At 59.9% G+C, this 17,071-nt stretch carries 14 protein-coding genes; 8 read left to right on the top strand and 6 right to left on the bottom strand.

Features of this window, described 5'->3' with window-relative positions; translation table 11 throughout:
- Positions 1-42: 42 nt before the first annotated feature.
- Positions 43-495: a DUF1579 family protein gene (locus HPT27_RS07060; protein ID WP_172240953.1), complete on the top strand. Its 453-nt coding sequence runs from the start codon at positions 43-45 to the stop codon at positions 493-495.
- A 295-nt stretch (positions 496-790) separates the two neighbouring features.
- Here the strand turns inward: HPT27_RS07060 and HPT27_RS07065 are convergent, their stop codons facing one another.
- Positions 791-2,293, bottom strand: coding sequence for an alanine/glycine:cation symporter family protein (locus HPT27_RS07065; RefSeq protein ID WP_172240956.1), 1,503 nt, complete (start codon positions 2,291-2,293; stop codon positions 791-793).
- Positions 2,294-2,613: 320 nt separating this feature from the next.
- Between HPT27_RS07065 and HPT27_RS07070 the strand changes: the two genes are divergently transcribed.
- The 3 genes from HPT27_RS07070 (at position 2,614) to HPT27_RS07080 (ending at position 4,767) form a co-directional block, all read left to right on the top strand.
- Positions 2,614-3,591, top strand: a complete 978-nt coding sequence (locus tag HPT27_RS07070; RefSeq protein WP_172240959.1) for a hypothetical protein — start codon at positions 2,614-2,616, stop codon at positions 3,589-3,591.
- A gap of 119 nt (positions 3,592-3,710) precedes the next feature.
- Positions 3,711-4,349: a site-2 protease family protein gene (locus HPT27_RS07075; RefSeq protein ID WP_172240962.1), complete on the top strand. Its 639-nt coding sequence runs from the start codon at positions 3,711-3,713 to the stop codon at positions 4,347-4,349.
- A gap of 55 nt (positions 4,350-4,404) precedes the next feature.
- Positions 4,405-4,767 (top strand): GFA family protein, encoded by a 363-nt coding sequence (locus HPT27_RS07080; protein ID WP_172240965.1) that lies wholly within the window; start codon positions 4,405-4,407, stop codon positions 4,765-4,767.
- Positions 4,768-4,800: 33 nt separating this feature from the next.
- On the opposite strand, the gene HPT27_RS07085 is transcribed toward HPT27_RS07080, so the two are convergent.
- Positions 4,801-5,334 carry a hypothetical protein gene (locus tag HPT27_RS07085; protein ID WP_172240968.1) on the bottom strand — a complete coding sequence of 178 codons (534 nt, stop codon included), beginning with the start codon at positions 5,332-5,334 and terminating at the stop codon, positions 4,801-4,803.
- 418 nt (positions 5,335-5,752) lie between these two features.
- On the opposite strand from HPT27_RS07085, the gene HPT27_RS07090 reads away from it, so the two are divergent.
- From HPT27_RS07090 to HPT27_RS07105, 4 genes are all read left to right on the top strand, one after another.
- Positions 5,753-6,040, top strand: a complete 288-nt coding sequence (locus HPT27_RS07090) for a FeoA family protein (protein WP_211197878.1) — start codon at positions 5,753-5,755, stop codon at positions 6,038-6,040.
- Positions 6,040-7,938, top strand: a complete 1,899-nt coding sequence (gene feoB, locus HPT27_RS07095) for a ferrous iron transport protein B (RefSeq protein WP_172240971.1) — start codon at positions 6,040-6,042, stop codon at positions 7,936-7,938. The genes HPT27_RS07090 and feoB overlap by 1 nt, the downstream gene beginning before the upstream one ends.
- Positions 7,939-7,948: 10 nt before the next feature.
- The gene (locus tag HPT27_RS07100) at positions 7,949-8,137 is read left to right on the top strand and encodes a hypothetical protein (protein WP_211197879.1); all 189 of its coding nucleotides are present in this window, start codon (positions 7,949-7,951) and stop codon (positions 8,135-8,137) included.
- 158 nt (positions 8,138-8,295) lie between these two features.
- On the top strand, positions 8,296-10,185 hold the full coding sequence (locus tag HPT27_RS07105; RefSeq protein WP_172240974.1) for a putative bifunctional diguanylate cyclase/phosphodiesterase: 1,890 nt from the start codon (positions 8,296-8,298) through the stop codon (positions 10,183-10,185).
- A gap of 20 nt (positions 10,186-10,205) precedes the next feature.
- On the opposite strand, the gene HPT27_RS07110 is transcribed toward HPT27_RS07105, so the two are convergent.
- From HPT27_RS07110 to HPT27_RS07125, 4 genes are all read right to left on the bottom strand, one after another.
- A complete protein-coding gene (locus tag HPT27_RS07110) occupies positions 10,206-11,738 on the bottom strand; it encodes a 1-acyl-sn-glycerol-3-phosphate acyltransferase (protein ID WP_172240977.1) in 1,533 nt (510 codons plus the stop codon).
- Positions 11,739-12,161: 423 nt separating this feature from the next.
- Positions 12,162-15,353, bottom strand: coding sequence for a bifunctional diguanylate cyclase/phosphodiesterase (locus HPT27_RS07115; protein ID WP_172240980.1), 3,192 nt, complete (start codon positions 15,351-15,353; stop codon positions 12,162-12,164).
- Positions 15,354-15,868: 515 nt separating this feature from the next.
- Positions 15,869-16,426 carry a hypothetical protein gene (locus HPT27_RS07120; protein WP_172240983.1) on the bottom strand — a complete coding sequence of 186 codons (558 nt, stop codon included), beginning with the start codon at positions 16,424-16,426 and terminating at the stop codon, positions 15,869-15,871.
- A gap of 152 nt (positions 16,427-16,578) precedes the next feature.
- Positions 16,579-17,070 carry an SRPBCC domain-containing protein gene (locus HPT27_RS07125; protein WP_172240986.1) on the bottom strand — a complete coding sequence of 164 codons (492 nt, stop codon included), beginning with the start codon at positions 17,068-17,070 and terminating at the stop codon, positions 16,579-16,581.
- Position 17,071 lies beyond the last annotated feature (1 nt).

The raw sequence follows: 17,071 nt of genomic DNA on the forward strand, positions 1-17,071 counted from the left end.
ATACTTTTGGCTCCTATATTTTCATCGTTGGAGCTCATCTCTATGGACATGCCAAAACCCGATCACCGGCATCAGCAACTGGCCCGTCTGGCTGGCTCCTGGCGTGGCGATGAAAAAATGCCGGCATCGGACTGGGCGCCGGCGGGCAGCGCCACGGGTATCGTCGAGAACCGGGTCGCGCTCGATGGTTTTGCCGTGATTCAGGATTACCGGCAGGAGTCGTCTGGTGTCGTGACCTTTCGCGGCCATGGCGTGTTCACGGTCGACGGTGATGACGTTGCGCTGTATTGGTTCGATACTATGGGCGGCTCGGCCAATGTCTATCGCGGCCGCTGGCAAGGCGAGGTGTTGTCGCTCGCGGCGGAGCTCGGACCAATGTCGAGCCGCTGTGTGTTCACCGTCAGTGGCGGTCGTTACCGGTTCGAGATGGACATGAAAGCGCCGGGTGGCGATTGGAAAAACATGATGACCGGCCAGTATTCAAAAGCCGGTTGAAGTCGCACCGCTTGGCATAACGTTGATGCCGTAGGCAGAACACAGAACACAGAGCACAGAACACCGTAGGGCAGCTCAAGCGCAGCGGAGCTGCCGTTTTTAATCGGTCCCTTTTTTTACCCGACCGGCTTGTCTGGTTTGCAATCGAATTGGCGGGTCCGCTGCGCTTGACCCGCCCTACCAAAGACTACCGAATGGGCCTGTCAGACCTGTTCTGCCAAGTCAGAGCTACGAAACCCGCATCAAAAAAAATGGCAGCCTTGTTGGCTGCCATTTTTCATTCCGTGCTTGTGGCTCAGTTTTGCTTGACCGCTTCGGCCGCCGCCACTGCTGCTGCTTGTTTTGCGGCTTCTTGCTGAATGTCTTCGGCGCGGTGACCGGTCCAGTAATCGGCGTTTTTGATGCCGAGCTTTTCCGGGTGGAACACCGGGTCCAGGCCTTGCTTCTTCTGCGCTTCGTAATCACGCAGGCACAGGAATGCCGGTTTCTGCAGCAGGATAATCGCGACAATGTTCAGCCAGGCCATCAGGCCAACGCCGATGTCGCCGAGACCCCAGGCCAGATCCGCAGTTTTCACGGTGCCGTAAACGGTTGCTGCCATGATCGCGATCTTCAGCACCATGATCATCCACGGCCGCTGCACTTTGCGGTTGATGTAGATGATGTTGGTTTCGGCAATGTAGTAGTACGCCACGATGGTGGTGAAGGCAAAGAAGAACAGCGCGACGGCGACGAAAATAGAACCGAAGCCCGGCATCATCTGCTCCATCGCGGTTTGCACATAGCCGGGACCGGCCGCAACACCGGCAACGCCCTGATGCAGCACTTCACCGTTCGGACCATCGACGTTGTACAGGCCGGTGATCAGCAACATGAACCCGGTGGCCGAGCAAACGAACAGGGTATCGATGTACACCGAGAACGCCTGCACCAAACCCTGTTTGGCCGGATGCGATACCGCCGCTGCCGACGAGGCATGCGGGCCGCTGCCCTGACCGGCTTCGTTCGAATACACGCCGCGCTTGACGCCCCAACTGATCGCCAAGCCCAACATCGCACCGAAGGCTGCATCAGCGCCGAACGCGCTCTTGACGATCATCACGAACATATGCGGCAGCTCGCCGATATTCAGTGCAACGATCACGCAGGCGACAATGATGTAACCGAGCGCCATGAACGGCACCACGGTGCTGGCGAAATTGGCAATGCGCTTAACGCCGCCAAAAATGATGAAGCCGAGCAATATCGCCAGACCGGCGGCGGTGACATTTACGTTGACGCCGAGCGCCTGATTGAGGCCAGCGCCAATCGAGTTGGCCTGGACGCCCGGCAGCAACACGCCGGTGGCAAAAATGGTCGCGATGGCAAACACGATGGCATACCACTTCATGCCGAGGCCTTTCTCGATATAGAACGCCGGGCCGCCGCGGTATTCGCCGGCAATTTTTTCTTTGTAAACCTGACCGAGCGTCGATTCGACAAACGCCGAGCTGGCACCGAGAAACGCCACCATCCACATCCAGAACATGGCACCGGGGCCACCGAACGTGATCGCGGTCGCCACGCCGGCGATATTGCCGGTGCCGACCCGGCCGGCCAGGGTCATGGTCAGCGCCTGAAACGACGACACGCCGGCATCGGTCGATTTGCCGTCGAACATCAGCCGCAGCATTTCGCCGAAATGGCGCAGCTGGGCGAAGCGCGAGCGCAGCGAAAAATACAAACCAACGCCAAGGCAGAGATAAATCAGTGCCGGGCTCCAGACATAGCTGTTAATGGTGTTGACCAAGTCCATCATGGGAAGCATCTCACTTGTTTTTGATTCGACTGCGTTGTTGTGAATGGCAGCATCGTGATTCGACCGCGCGCGAACACCGCGCGGGCGGTCGTGATACGGTCCGGCCCAGCCGGTATCATGCAAGCCAATGCAGATCGATTGGCGCAGCGGCCGGCTGGCCGAAGTCGCGGTTAAGATAACGGCTTGCCCGCGCGGCGCCCAGCAAAAAACGGCGGTGGCCGCAACTGTCATTGTCCATTGACACGACAACAGCCGCATGGATGGCCAGAATCGAGTGCCCACGCGGTCACCGCGCCGGTAGCGCGGCAAAGGAGAACACGATGATCGTCCCGCAATACTGGGCCGAAGCCCGGCGCCAGCAGCGCACCGGCAACAAGCAAATCACCGTGCGCCGTTTCGGTTGGTCCGATGCCAGCCAGGACGCCGCCCAACAGCACGCCGAGCAGCGGGTAGAAGAGGCGCTGGCGCGGGTGGCATCCGGCGAGAGTTTGGCCCGGCGCGAAGCCAAGATCGCTTACAACGGCGCCGAAGGCCTGCCGATTCGCGAAGAGATTGTCAGCCGGCACGGCGACACCGTGATCACCCGCAACAGCTATGGCGCGCTTTGCCTGAACACTGCCAATGTGCTGTTTGTCGACATGGACTTCAGCAGCCCACTGTCGGCGCGCTGGCTGTCGGTGGTGAATTTTGTCGGCGTGATGTTGGCAATTTTCTTCGGTGTCATGCGGCAATCGTGGCCGCTGGGCTTGGCGCTGTTCTTTGGCTCGTTGCTGCTGAGTTACCCGGTCGCCAGCCTGTTGCAACGGCAGTGGCAACGCCTGCGCGGTGGTGCCGAGCAGCAGGCGCTGGCGCAGATCCGGGCGTTCGCCAGTGCCAATCCGGATTGGCATCTGCGCGTCTACCGGACCCCGGCCGGCTTTCGGGTGCTGGTGATGCAGCGGACTTTCGATGCTAATGAAGCCGAGGTCCAGCGCTGTTTCACCGCGCTGGCGGCCGATCCGGTTTACCAGCAAATGTGCCGCAACCAGCGCTGCTTTCGTGCCCGGGTCAGCGCCAAGCCCTGGCGTATTGGCATGGCCGGTCATTTGCGGCCACGGCCCGGCGTCTGGCCGGTGGCTGCCGAGCATCTGCCCGAGCGGCAACGCTGGCTGGCAGCTTATGATGCGCAGGCGAGCCAGTTTGCTGCCTGCCGTTTTGTCGAAGCGCTGGGCAGTCAGCGCAGCCATCCGGACGCGCTGGCCGTGCAGCAGTTGCATGATGCGCTGTGCCGCGCGGACAGCGCGCTGCCATTGGCCTGAGCGTAATGGTTGGGTTCGCCCACCGCGGCGCGAATGACTGCAATGTGCCGCTGCAGAAATGATTTGAGATGAATGGGTTTTACACGTGACCTGCACGTGTCTTGGTGGAAGGTGCTGTTGTGCTGTCGTTACTTTTGAATGGTGAATATCAAGTGTTTGGCATTGTGCTGGTCGCGATCATTTTGTCGCTGTCCCTGCACGAGTTTGGTCATGCCGCGTCCGCGACTGTGCTAGGTGATCGCACGCCGGGCCTCGCCGGTCGGCTGACACTTAACCCCGGCGCCCACATTGATCTGATGGGCCTTGCCATGGTCGTGCTGGTCGGTTTTGGTTACGCCAAACCGGTGCCCTTCAATCCGCGCAATATTCGTCATGCCTGGGGTTCTGCTGCGGTCGCCGCGGCCGGTCCGGCGATGAATCTGTTGCTCGCGGTAGTCGCCATCAATGCTTACGTGTTCTTTGCCCGCAGCGGCAGCATTGCGCCGGATTCGTCGGCCGCGTTCTCGTTGCTGATCATGGCCCAGATCAACCTGCTGCTGATGCTGTTCAACCTGATCCCGCTTGGCCCGCTCGATGGTCACTACATCATGTCCTGGTTTCTGCCGCCGCGGCTTGGCTATCAATACGATCAATTCAACGCCCGTTACGGCAACATGGTGTTCATGGCGCTGATTGTGCTGAGCATCGCCGGCGTGCCAGTGTTCCGCGTGGTCACCTCGTTTGCCGGCACGCTGATGCCGTACCTGACGTTTGTTTGATGCCGGTGATATCGAAGCGCAGTTCGATTCAACACCTGCTACGGAGCTGGCCTTCATGAACGCCCGCAGCCTGCAAACCTATCGCGGTTCTTGTCACTGCGGAGCGGTGCAGTTTGAGATTGATACCGATTTTCCGGAGCTGACCACCTGCGACTGCTCCATCTGCCGGCGCAAAAACGCCCTGATGGTTAAAGTGCACGAGCAGCAGTTCCGGCTGCTGGCAGGCGCCGACGCCTTGACGGAATACCAGTTTCACACCCACACCGCCCGCCACTTCTTCTGCAAAATCTGCGGCATTTATCCGTTCCATCGCAAACGGGTTACCCCGGACTATTTCGGCATCAACGTTTTTTGCCTGGAAGGATTCGATCCGGAAGGTATTCCGGTACGGCAGACGGTTGGTGCGGCCATGCCGTAGACGCCGTTGCACTGTTTGCATGCTGCTGCTGTTTTAGTGCAACACCCATTCCCCCTTCGTTGTCCGCTTGACACTAATCCGCTCGCCTTGCTCCGACGGGTTGCTGCCATCCGGCGCCAGACTCAATTTGATTCTCAGCGAGCATTCGAACTCGCCGGGCTTTCCCTGTGGTATCGGGTGACAGCTTTCTTTGTGGACCTCGTAGAGCGTTGGATGCAGCGTCAGTTGACGACCGGTGGCGGTCACCTGAACTGGTAAGCCGCCCATTTTCTTGATGGCGTCGTAGCGCTGGAATTCGAGTTCGCGCAGCACGGCTTCCGACGGTTCTTCGATGGCTTCAGCGGCGGTTGTTTCCGCTGGCTCTTGCTTGGTTTCCGCGCTGTCTTCGGTGGCGTCGTCGGACGACTCCTCCGAACTTTCGTCTGCACTCTCATCATCAGCTCCCTGAGTCGACGATTCAGCGGAGACCAATACCGGATCTTCCTGGTTTTCAGCAATCGGCGCTTCCGGTTTGGTGCAGCCGGTGACGGCGAGTGCCAGGAGTGTGGCGAGCAATCGGCTGGGCATGGTCATCATCCTGAGTGGTTTGCCAGATTATCCGGTATGAGTTGAAGAATTTGTAGGCGGAACGATCAGCGAGTGATGGGCATTGTCGCCACGTGGTTATTCAGCGCGAAGATAATCAAAGCAAGGCTATTCAATGTGTGGTTCAACAACGCGAGTTCCGGAGGTTGGGCTGATAAGCCCAACAAATAAATGTTGGTGTGAGAAACAGTGCCGGGCTTCGGGGTTGTACAGCAGGGCTCAGCCCAACCGACAACGGTTTTTCTGCCTGACAACCCGCACGGCTGCCAGCCTGAACGCCCTTGCCAGTTTGGGCCGGTAGCCGTGAAGAATCCGGCCATTCCTTGATCTGCCGACTTGACGGAATTTCGGGCAGGCCCGATCATGTCAAACGCGAATCATTATCATCAGGCTTCCTATCGTGTCTTCGCCCGCAGCAAACCTTGCGCCCGTGCTGCCGCTGTCGGCGGCGGTCGCTGGCCAGGCCTATCAGGTGATAGCGCTCACTTCTGACTCAGCCCATGTCGAGCTGAGCAATCGCTTGGCCGAGCTCGGTTTTTTGCCGGGTGAGCGGGTGCTGATTCTGGCCCGTGGTGTGCCGGGCGGGGAACCGTTGGCGGTCCGGGTCGGGCTGTCGACGTTTGCCTTGCGCCGGGCCGAAGCCGATTGCGTCCAGGTGGTCAGCATCAATAGCGGAGGCGGGCATTGATGGACGCCATTGCTGATAGCAACCTGCTGCAGGCCCGCCATATCGCGCTGGTCGGCAACCCCAATTGCGGCAAGACTGCGCTGTTCAACCTGCTGACCGGCAGCCGGCAGAAAGTCGCCAACTACGCCGGCGTTACGGTCGAGCGCAAGGAAGGCCGCTTCGTGACCCCGGATGGTCGGCGGATGCGGGTGCTGGATCTGCCCGGCACCTACAGCTTGCAGGCGCGCTCGCCGGACGAACAAATCACCTGTGATGTGCTGCATGGTCGGCTTGCTGACGAGCCGCGGCCCGAGCTGGCGGTGTGCGTGGTCGATGCCACCAACTTGCGCCGCAATCTGCGCTTTGTGCTGGCAGTGAAACGACTCGGCGTGCCGATGGTGGTGGCGCTGAACATGGTCGACATGGCGCGCAAGCAGGGCCTGAACATTGATGCCGACGCGCTCGCGCGCGAACTCGGCGTGCCGGTGGTACCGACCGTGGCCGTGCAGCACAGTGGCGCCGATGCACTGCGCGCGGTGCTGGATGTCGCCGACAGCTGGACGGTTCCCGGCACCGAGCCGGTGTCGGCAAATGCCGTTGAGAGCGATACCGTTTCGGTGGCCGATGATCACGCCGAAGTGCAGCACATTCTGGCCGTGCTCGGTCTCGATCACACCTTGCCTAATTCGCGCAGCGACAGCATTGATCGGGTGGTGTTGCATCCGGTCGCCGGGCCGCTGATTTTGCTGGCGGTGTTGTTCCTGATTTTTCAGGCGGTGTTTGCCTGGGCCGAATGGCCGATGTCCCTGATCGAAACCGGCACCGCCGCGCTCGGCAACTGGCTGGCCAGCACGATGTCCGAAAGCCTGCTGCGCAGCTTGCTGGTCGACGGCATCATTGCCGGCCTCGGCGGCGTCATCGTGTTTCTGCCGCAAATCGTCATACTGTTTTTCTTTATTCTGGTGCTGGAAGAATCCGGCTACCTGCCGCGCGCGGCGTTTCTGCTGGATCGTTTGATGGGCGGTGTCGGTTTGTCCGGCCGCTCATTCATTCCGCTGCTGTCGAGTTTTGCCTGCGCCATTCCCGGCATCATGGCGGCGCGCACCATTCAGAATCCGCGCGATCGCTGGGTGACGATCATGATCGCGCCCTTGATGACCTGCTCGGCACGCTTGCCGGTGTATGCATTGCTGATCGGCGCGTTTATTCCACAGCGTGAAGTCTGGGGCGGTTTGTCATTGCAGGGGCTGGTGCTGTTCGGTTTGTATTTTGCCGGCATCATCGCTGCGCTCGCCGTGGCCTGGGTATTGAAGCGGCTGACCGCCAAGGGCCAGACCCGGCAACTGTTGATGGAGTTGCCGACTTACCACCTGCCGGCGGTGCGCAATATCGCCATCGGTTTGTGGCAACGGGTGGTGATTTTTCTGTCGCGGGTCGGCGGCATCATTCTGGCGCTGACCATTCTGCTCTGGTTCCTGAGCACGTTTCCGGCGCCACCGGCCGGCGCCACCGGCCCGGCCATCGATTACAGCTACGCCGGTTATCTCGGTCGTTTGCTTTCCAATATTTTTGAACCGATTGGTTTCAATTGGCAGATTTCCATCGCACTGGTGCCCGGTTTGGCCGCGCGCGAAGTAGCCGTGAGCGCGCTCGGCACCGTCTACGCGCTTTCGGCAACCGATGATGCGGCGGCGCAATTGCTGACGCCGATTATCGCCAGCCAGTGGAGTCTGGCGACTGCGCTGTCGCTGCTGGTGTGGTATGTGTTTGCGCCGCAATGCCTGTCGACCATTGCCACGGTCAAACGCGAAACCGGCGGCTGGAAAGCACCGCTGATCATGACCACGTATTTGTTCGCGCTGGCGTATCTGGCGTCGTTCATCACCTACCGCGTTGCAGTGGCGTTTGGTGCCGGCTGAGGAGGCCAACATGACTGAGTTGTGGAATGCATTGGCCCTGCTGATGGTGCTGCTGGCGTTTGCTTATGCGGCCAAAAAACTGCTGCCGGCGACTTGGCTGGCGCGCTGGTCGGGCAAACCCGTCAGCACGGCCGGTCAATGTGGCGGCGGCTGCAACGGTTGCGGCAGTGCAGCAGCGGTGCGCAAGTCGCACAGCTGAGGGCAACGGCAGGCCGTCAGCATCGCTGTCGCCCTCTGCTCATGTCCGGCGCCAAGCGCCGGAAAAAAATCACCCATTCGTTCGTCAATGGCAGGGGACATCGGGCAAAAGTGCACTAGCCTTGGTTGAGCAACAGGCTCGCCAGACATCGCCCGCTCATGCCCGCAACGCCACCGCCATCGCTGACCCAAAAAGGTCCCATCGCCACTTTTCAGTCCCGGCGTGTCCGCCAGATTCTGTTGATTGTGCTGGTGACCTTGCTGTTCTCGCTGATCAAGGGTCTTTTCTACGGCAACTGGCTGACCAATGTCGTGCTGACGATCGCCACCGCCATCATGGCGCTGGCGTATTGGCTGGCTTACCGCGACTACACCCAGCTTGCCGCCGCCATCATGCTCGGCTCGGTCTGTCTGATGCTGTCGCTGCTGGCGGCGATCAACGAAGGCGCGCGCGATGAAGCCCTGCTGGCGTATCCGGTCATCCTGATTTTTGCCGGCATGGTCGGCAATCGGCGGCTGTATTTCTCGTTGTTTGCGCTGATGGTGCTGACGGTCATCGGCATGGCAGTGGTCAATCTCAATGGCATTTACATCAACCGCCTAGCGCCACCGGGCCTGAATGCTTATATCGATTTGCTGGTGGTGCTGTCGGTCACGGCGTTCAGCATTTCCATTCTGGTGGCGGATTTGCGCCGGGCCATGACCGAACTCGGCGCCGAAAATGAGCGGGTGCTGCAATCGCAGCAGCAGATCGAATTTCTCGCCAATCACGATGCCCTGACCGGGCTGCCCAACCGGACGCTGGCGCGCGACCGGTTCAGTTTGATCTGCGCCAACGCCCAGCGCCATCAGCAGCTGGCGGCACTGCTGTTTCTGGACCTCGACAACTTCAAGACCATCAATGATTCGCTCGGTCACGACGCCGGTGATGAGCTGCTGTGCGAGGTGGCCAAGCGGCTGCTGCACAGCACGCGCGCGGTCGACACCGTCTGCCGGCAAGGCGGCGACGAATTTCTGATTCTGGTCAGCGAAGCCAGCGACAGCGATGCCGTGGCGGCGCTGGTCAGCAAGATCATGACGCGGCTGTTGCAGCCGTATCGCATCACCGGCATGGAGATCACGGTCACCTGTTCGCTCGGCATTGCACTGTATTCGGAGGACGGTACCGACTTTGATACCTTGCTGAAAAATGCCGACACCGCGATGTACAGCGCCAAGGCTGCCGGCCGCAACGGCTTCCGCTTCTTTGATGCGGAAATGAATGCCATGGTCAACGATCACTTGCAACTGATCGTTGGCATGCGCCAGGCGCTGCAGCGCAACGAGTTCCAGCTGCATTACCAGCCGAAATTCGATCTGCAAAGCGGCCGCCTGTACGGCGCCGAAGCGCTGCTGCGCTGGCTGCATCCGGAGCGCGGCCTGATCCCACCGAATACCTTTATTCCGATTGCAGAAGCGTCTGGCATCATTGTCGAAATTGGTGCCTGGGTGTTGCAGGAAGCCTGTCGGCAAACCGCGCAGTGGCGGCAGGCCGGCTACGAAAACTGGGTCATTTCGGTCAACCTGTCACCGGTACAATTTCGTCGCGACAATATCGCGGCCACGGTGCAGTCGGCACTGTGGAACAGCGCGTTGCCGGCGGCGGCACTGGAGTTGGAACTGACCGAGTCCCTGCTGATCAACGATTCGGCCAATGTCAGTGCCAGTCTCGGTCAGTTGCGCGATCTCGGTGTCGGGCTGGCCATTGACGATTTCGGCACCGGCTATTCCAATCTGGGTTATCTGAAGCGCTTTGATGTCCAGTGCCTGAAGATCGATCAGTCGTTTGTTCGCAAGCTTTGCGAAAACAGTCAGGACTATGCCATCGTCCGCGCCATCATCCAGATGGCGCAAAGCCTGAAGATTGATACCGTCGCTGAAGGCATTGAAGATGCTGCAACGCTGGCGCAGCTGACTGCACTCGGTTGCACCGGCGGCCAGGGCTATCACTGGTCACCGGCCTTGCCGGCCGAGCAGTTTCTGGCGTTTGCCGAGCGCAGCAAAGGGTAGTCACTCGACCACACTTACACTCAGTGCACGGTGGTGGTGGCAGATGTGGTTGTGTCGGTTGTAGTGGTTTCGTTGGTTTCGTTGGTATCGACGGTAGCAAGTGCATCGACGTCGCCCGTTTGCCGCTCGCCGCTGGCGGCCCCGTCGCGCAGCGCCTGCGGCAGGGTATTGGCGTAGTACTGCAACACCGCGCGCTCAGACACCACGGCGCGATAACTGCCGTCGCGCACTTCTACCAAATGCCGAACCTCCAGCATGTGCAGCGCCGCGTCGAATTGTGCTTCCTGCACTGCCGGCGGAATCACGATCGGCAAATGCAGTTGGGCGGCGCGCGCAAGCAGCTGCTGACAGTGCGCCTTGATGGTCAGCGCCGACAACCAGGTACCGCCGGCTTCCAGCAGCGTCGCGCACGCCAGCGGCACGGGCAGCACCGGCACCACCGCATCGATGCGGGTCATCAGTTGCTGTGACAGCTCCGCGACGGCGGCGATTCGTTCTTCCTTGTTCAGCTTTGCAAAAATCAGTTGTCGTTCGGCGCAATAACTGCGCACGCTGAGCGGCGAGCCGAACACCACGCTGGCGTAGCCAAAACGCTGCCAGCGCGAGCGCAGCATCAGCCAGAACGACTGACCGACAAATTTCACGGTGGTGCGCAAGGCAAACCAGCTGCTGCGTTTGGGCGCGCTGGGGTCCAGCGTGCGCAGCAGCGTGCGATCTTCCAGCACCCGGTCGTAGTTGATGCCCACCGGCACGAACACGATATCGCGCTCGGCGCGCGGACCAAAACTGCGCAGCATATAATCGAGGATGCCAAGGCGAGGGCTTTGCAGTTTTCCATCGCGCGACAAGCCGCCTTCCGGAAACACCGCCTGACAAACGCCTTGCTCGGTCGCCATGCTGACGTAGCGTTCCAGCACCCGGCGATACAACGGGTCCTTGGAGTTACGCCGGACAAAGAACGCGCCCATCGCCCGGATCAATTGCTGCAACGGCCAGATCCGAGCCCATTCACCGACCGCATAAGACAGCGCGGTTTTCTTCGCCGCCAGAAACGCCACCAGCACATAATCCATGTTGCTGCGGTGATTCATCACGAACACCACGGCGGCATGACTGTCGATGCCAGCCAGTTTGTTGTCATCGTGGAAACGCACCCGCACCGAATACAGAAAGCGGGCGAAGCGCCGGGCCAGCGCGTAGCCCACCCGGTAATAGATATAAGCGTTGAAGGCGGGCACGATTTCGCGCGCGTATTTGTGCACCTGCTGCTGGACCAGCTCGCGCGGCAAGTGCTTTTCATTGGCGTATTCGGCGACAGCTTCGAGCACTTTCGGGTCGTAGGCGAGCCGATCAATCAAGGCTTCGCGCTTGGTCAATTGAAAAGGTCGGATGGAAATATGCAGGCGCTGATTGAGCCGATTGATGACCTTGTTGACCCGCCGTCGCATCAGCCAGCGCATCGACGGCATCAACAAGCGGCTGGCCAGCATCCAGAGGCTCAGCACCAGCAACAGCAATACCAGCCACAGAGGCAGAGTAACGGTACTTGTCATTGCCGGGGCATCCTTGGTGTGGTGTTGCGTCCTTGTCTTGCAACGATTGCTTGCGGTCGCTGCCGGGCTCAGCTGAGCGTGTTCTGTGCGGTTCTGTCTCGTCTGGTTCAGGCTAAGGAGACTCTGATTGGGTCTCCGTTCGCCCTGAGCCTGTCGAAGGGGGAACAGAATTACGCGGACATATCAGTCTTCTGTGGTTCGATGACCGCAGGAAATCCCCTTGCGGGACAAGCTCACCACGAACGGTAGTTGACGACTTGTTCCGTGCGTCCCAAAGCTTGTTCCGACTTGGCTCGGCTGGCCGTCAGCACAGATCGCTGTCCTGATTAAGCTAGCGCGTTATGTCGCTGACCGCCAGTGCTGCAGCAGTCAGGTTGGGGCGCACAAACACGCTGAGGCATGAAAGCACTTCGGATGTGCAGACTACGGGTTCTGCAGGAAGCGGCCGAGTTGGTCGGGTGGCATCGGCCGGGACAGGTGGTAACCCTGAATGTGATCGCAGCCCATGCCGAGCAGCAGCATCTGGGTCTGGCTGTCTTCAACGCCTTCGGCAACCACCTGCAGGCCGAGGTTGTGCGCCAGCGCAATGGTCGAGCGGACAATGATGGTGTCGTGTTCGTTGCTGAACATGTCGCGGACAAACAGTCGGTCAATTTTCAAGGCGTGAATCGGCAGCCGGTGCAGATAACCCAGCGAGGAATAACCGGCGCCGTAATCATCAATCGCGATGCGGACGCCGAGCTCGGCCATCCGGTCGAGCCGGAACGCGGCTTGCTCCGGCTCATCCATCAGCGCGGTTTCGGTGATCTCCAGTTCCAACTGGGCTGGCTCGACCTGATAGCGCTGCAAGCCGGTCTGGATCGTCTGCAAAATACGGTCATCGCGCAGATTGCGCGCCGACAGGTTGACCGCCATGTTGAGTTTCAGCCCGCGTGTCTGCCATTGCTGCAATTGTGCCAAGGCCATATCGAGCACCAGCTCGGTTAGCGGATGGATGGCTTCGCTCATTTCTGCCATCGGCAGGAAGCTGTCCGGAAACAGCAAACCAAAACGCGGATGCTGCCAACGCACCAGTGCCTCGAAACCGGTGATGCGACCACTTTTCAATTCGAGTTTGGGTTGGTAGTGCAGCAGCAACTGGCGCTCGCGCAGCGCCAGATCCAGATCGGCCATCATGGCCAGCCGTTCCGGACTGTTCTGATCCTGACTGCGATCATAAATGGCGACGCCGCCGCCTTTGCGTTTGGCTTCATACATTGCCACGTCGGCACTGCGCAGCAGCGCGTGGCTGTCGTCACCATCGTCTGGATAAAATGCAATGCCGATGCTGGCATCCACCATCAATTGCATGGCGGCCACGTCATACGGAGCACGCAGCGCTTTCAGCAATTGCTGGGCGAACTGGCGCATGGCCTCGACATCATTCTCGACACTGGCCTCGATATGGCCCTCGCCATTCTCCGCAGCGGCCGTGATGCCATCGGGCAGCAACAGTGTGAACTCATCGCCACCGAGCCGGCACAGCACGCCGTCCTGACCGGCAAACGCCGACTTCAGCCGCGGCCCGATTTGTTGCAGCAGTAAATCGCCGACATGATGGCCAAGGGTGTCATTGATTTCCTTGAACCGATCCAGATCCATCAGCATCAATGCAGCCCGGCCGTTGTCGGTTTTGCGGTGGGCCATGCGAGCGGCAAACTCACGATGCAGGAACATCCGGTTCGGCAGCCCGGTCAGGCTGTCATGGTGGGCCAGGTATTCCAGACCATCGACGTGGCGCGCGCTGGCAATCGCCAGCGCAACGGTATTGCCGATGGCAGTAAACGAATCCAGTTCGATATCACCGAAATCGCGCGGCTCGCGATACCAGAGTCCGATGCGGCCGAGCACCTTCTCGCGATACGGCAAAGGAATCACCACGCCGGCCTGAACGCCGGCGTGCTGTAAGCGGTCGCGAACGGCGGTCGGGAACGGCTCGCCATCGGTCAGCGCCGGGCAAACAAACAAGCCCGGCTGTTTGGCTAGAACCCGATCCAGAGCTTCGACTAGCGGCGTCAGCTCACCGACCGGAAAACGCTCGGCAGCGAAGCCGGCACTGACATTGACGTGCGGTGCCATCGGGTCATCGTCCTGCAGGCAGATCATCACGTGCGGAGATTGACTCAGACCCAGCAGCGCATCGGTCGCCATTTGCAGAATGAGCTGGGTGTCGGCCGAACCGTGCAGCTGGGTCGACAGCTGATTGATCAGCCGCAAGCTCTCATTGCGTTCCAGCAATTCCTTGCGTGATTGCGCCAACTCGGCATCGGCGCGCTTGCGCTCGGATTGATCACGGACCGTCGCCAGCAAATGCGGCTCGCCGGCAATGGTGACGATATTCAAGGTCACTTCGGCATCGAACGGGGTGCCGTCGTACTGGCAATGCAGCCAGTCGAACTTCTGGGTCATGCCGTTGAACGCGGCAGTGATTTTCTCCACCGCTTTTTCATCCGAGCGGCGACCGTCCGGCTGAAACTCTGGTGAGAACCGATACGGCGGCTGGCCGATGATTTGCTCGCGGGTGCAGCCAAACATTTTCAGCGTGGCCGGGTTGCAGTCGACAAATTGTTCGCCGCGCATCAGGAAGATGCTGTCGCCGGTGCCTTCAAACAAGGTGTGATAGCGGGCTTCGCTGTCACGCAGCGAGGCGCGGGTTTTCTGCTGCTCGCTCAGATCGGCGGCAATGCCAAGAAAGCCGCTGATGCCATCGCCATGCTCACGTATCGGAGTGACTGACAGCAGCACCGGAAAGCGACTGCCATCGCTACGGATGTACGTCCATTGTCGCTGTTCGGCCTGACCGCGGCGCGACAGCGCGACGAACACATCAAAGCCGCTATTGATGGGCTCGCCAAGCTGCTGGCTCAGTTCGGTCGCCCGTTGCAGGACTTCGTCGGCATCGTGAAACAGCGCCGGGGTTAGCTTGCCGATGACGGCTTCGGCGGGATAACCCAGCATGCGGGTGGCAGCCGCATTGAAGCTGCGAATCACGCCATCGACATCGGTGGAGATAATCGCGTAATCGGCGCCGTCCAGTATCGCCTGCTGCATCGCGTTGATCTGTTGCAGCTTGCCAAGCTGCGTTTGCAGTTGTTCGTGTTGTAGCCGTTGCTCCAGCAGCTCGCCTGCCAGTATGAGCAGTGACTGATCCGCGGCGCTCCATTCCCGACGGCCATTGTTCTGTTCCACCCGCAATACGCCCCAGAGCTGACCGCCGGCGTGCACAGGCATTTCCAGCAGCGCCGAGATGGCGAACGGCGCCAGATAACCGGCTGCCAGTTCGGCCAGCCGTGGGTCTTGCTGCGGATCGCTGCTGATTAACAGCTGCCGAGTTTGCAGTTGCTGAAAGTAGCGCGGGCATTGCTGGGCGGAAAAGACCGCGGCTCGGCGCAGCGGATTGTCGGCAGCGGACTCGGCCCGGCAAAACAGACAGGACTGTTCATTGCGTTGCCAGATGCTGACGCGAGAGGCTTGTAGCGCGCTCGCCAGCACCGAGGTCAACTGACTCAGGGCGGAGTCCAGCGGCACTTCGGCATGGCAGGCCTGGCTCAGGGCCAGCACGGTATCGTTGGTCATCGCGTGCTCGACGGTTGCCGGTCTCGCAATGCGGCTGGGGCGTTGAGCCCCACCCGCATCGATGGCAATCAAGGGTGAGATGGCTGCAGTTTAGTCGGTTTTGGCGGCGAGAATTGGCGGCAAGGCAGCAGGTTTCGGGGGTAGGGAAAACTGAATGTAGGGAAAATTGGGTGACGGGGAAAATACGCCGCCAATTAGACGCCTTGCGAGCGAGTTACGGGTTTGTGCTGCTCCCGTCCTTGGCAAGGAGAGGCTGGGGGTGGTTCAGTTCAGAACGCACGGCGGCAGCTATTCACTTCATAGCGCGCTGCCCGTTTGGGTTCGAAAAAATTGCGTGACTTCCTGCTTGATCGCATCGGGAACCCAACCACCCCTAACCCCTCCTTGACAAGGAGGGGGATCATCAAGCGCGATCTTCACCCGCTGTGTACTGTGTTTGATTGAGGCAAAGAAAAAAAGCGCGACCAGCAGGCCGCGCCTTTTTTTCGGGTAAGGCCGTCAGTGAGACGGCGTGATTATGGCCACAACCACATGAAGGTCAGCGCGCTGACGGTGCCGTAAATTAGCGCATCCAGCAGATCCTTGAACACGCTGCTCCAGGTCTTGCCCATCCAGATTGCATTGGCGACGCTGCCGGTACCGTAGGCCATGAACGTGCTCATGCCAACCAGATGCCCGGCGAGATGGGCATTGCCCTGCAAGCCGAACGATTGCGCGGCCAGACAGGCGGCCATTGCGGCAATGAGGAGATTGAGCAGGAACCAGGAGCCGAGCATCTTGCCCATGTTCGGCATGCCGTTCGGAATGATGGTCAGAATGCCGATCGGGCCGTCTTTGTATTTCTGCTGCTGGGCCGGATCGTTCATCTCCTTCATGTCACCGCAATGCGGGAAATGGTACTGGCCCGGGTTGAGGCCGCCAGCTCGGACGGTGGCGCGCATCGCGTCTTCGTTGTCGAGCTTTTTGTAGTCGCTGTTATGCCACTTGAACACCATGTGAATCAGACTGCTGGCAATAAAAACCAACACGGCCGAGGCCAGTATGGGCAACCAGAGTTGCGGCAGTTCGCTCATGTTGCAGGTCCTTTTGTTGTCATCGTTGGTGGAAAACCGGCACAGCGAGATCGCCGGGGTAGTGCGGCGCGGCAGGCAAGGTTTTTAATTCATGCCTTGGCTTCGTTCGCGCCCCGTTTCATTTCGCAAACAGATTCATTTCGCAAACAGATTCAATTCGCACGCAAATAATCAGCCAGACGCGCAAAGGCACCTTCCCAGCCTGTGCGATAACCCATTGCAACCGCAGCCTGTTTGCCCGTCGCGGATTCAAACCGGGTGTGGATGGTCAATTCAGTGCGGCCATGAAAATCGACCAGCGTCACCGTGATCCGCGCGCGTGGTGGCAAGCCGGCGCCGCAGGCATGGCGGTCATCGGCTTCACCAATCAACACCAGCCGTTCCGGCGGCGAGATCTCTTCGTAGTGACCGAGGCAGGGATAGCTGATGCCATCGGGCCCGGTCATGTGCAACGCAAACGCGCCGCCCTCACGCAGGTCGAGCTGGCAATCGGTGTTCTGAAAGCCGGTCGGGCCCCACCATTGCATCACATGCTGCGGTTCCGTCCAGGCTTTGAACACCAGTTCACGCGGTGCATTCAGCAACCGGGTGATCACCACTTCCGTGGCCTGATCTGCTGTCACAATGGGCGCTGACGTTTCCATG

It is taken from the genome of Permianibacter fluminis (genome assembly GCF_013179735.1).
GTDB lineage: Bacteria > Pseudomonadota > Gammaproteobacteria > Enterobacterales > Permianibacteraceae > Permianibacter > Permianibacter fluminis.

Coding starts and splice junctions, on each gene's coding strand:
- HPT27_RS07125 (WP_172240986.1), bottom strand. CDS start 17,070: ATGGAAACGTCAGCGCCCATTGTGACAGCAGATCAGGCCACGGAAGTG.
- HPT27_RS07110 (WP_172240977.1), bottom strand. CDS start 11,738: ATGACAAGTACCGTTACTCTGCCTCTGTGGCTGGTATTGCTGTTGCTG.
- HPT27_RS07105 (WP_172240974.1), top strand. CDS start 8,296: ATGCCCGCAACGCCACCGCCATCGCTGACCCAAAAAGGTCCCATCGCC.
- HPT27_RS07060 (WP_172240953.1), top strand. CDS start 43: ATGGACATGCCAAAACCCGATCACCGGCATCAGCAACTGGCCCGTCTG.
- HPT27_RS07070 (WP_172240959.1), top strand. CDS start 2,614: ATGATCGTCCCGCAATACTGGGCCGAAGCCCGGCGCCAGCAGCGCACC.
- HPT27_RS07085 (WP_172240968.1), bottom strand. CDS start 5,334: ATGCCCAGCCGATTGCTCGCCACACTCCTGGCACTCGCCGTCACCGGC.
- HPT27_RS07100 (WP_211197879.1), top strand. CDS start 7,949: ATGACTGAGTTGTGGAATGCATTGGCCCTGCTGATGGTGCTGCTGGCG.
- feoB (WP_172240971.1), top strand. CDS start 6,040: ATGGACGCCATTGCTGATAGCAACCTGCTGCAGGCCCGCCATATCGCG.
- HPT27_RS07115 (WP_172240980.1), bottom strand. CDS start 15,353: ATGACCAACGATACCGTGCTGGCCCTGAGCCAGGCCTGCCATGCCGAA.
- HPT27_RS07120 (WP_172240983.1), bottom strand. CDS start 16,426: ATGAGCGAACTGCCGCAACTCTGGTTGCCCATACTGGCCTCGGCCGTG.
- HPT27_RS07065 (WP_172240956.1), bottom strand. CDS start 2,293: ATGATGGACTTGGTCAACACCATTAACAGCTATGTCTGGAGCCCGGCA.
- HPT27_RS07080 (WP_172240965.1), top strand. CDS start 4,405: ATGAACGCCCGCAGCCTGCAAACCTATCGCGGTTCTTGTCACTGCGGA.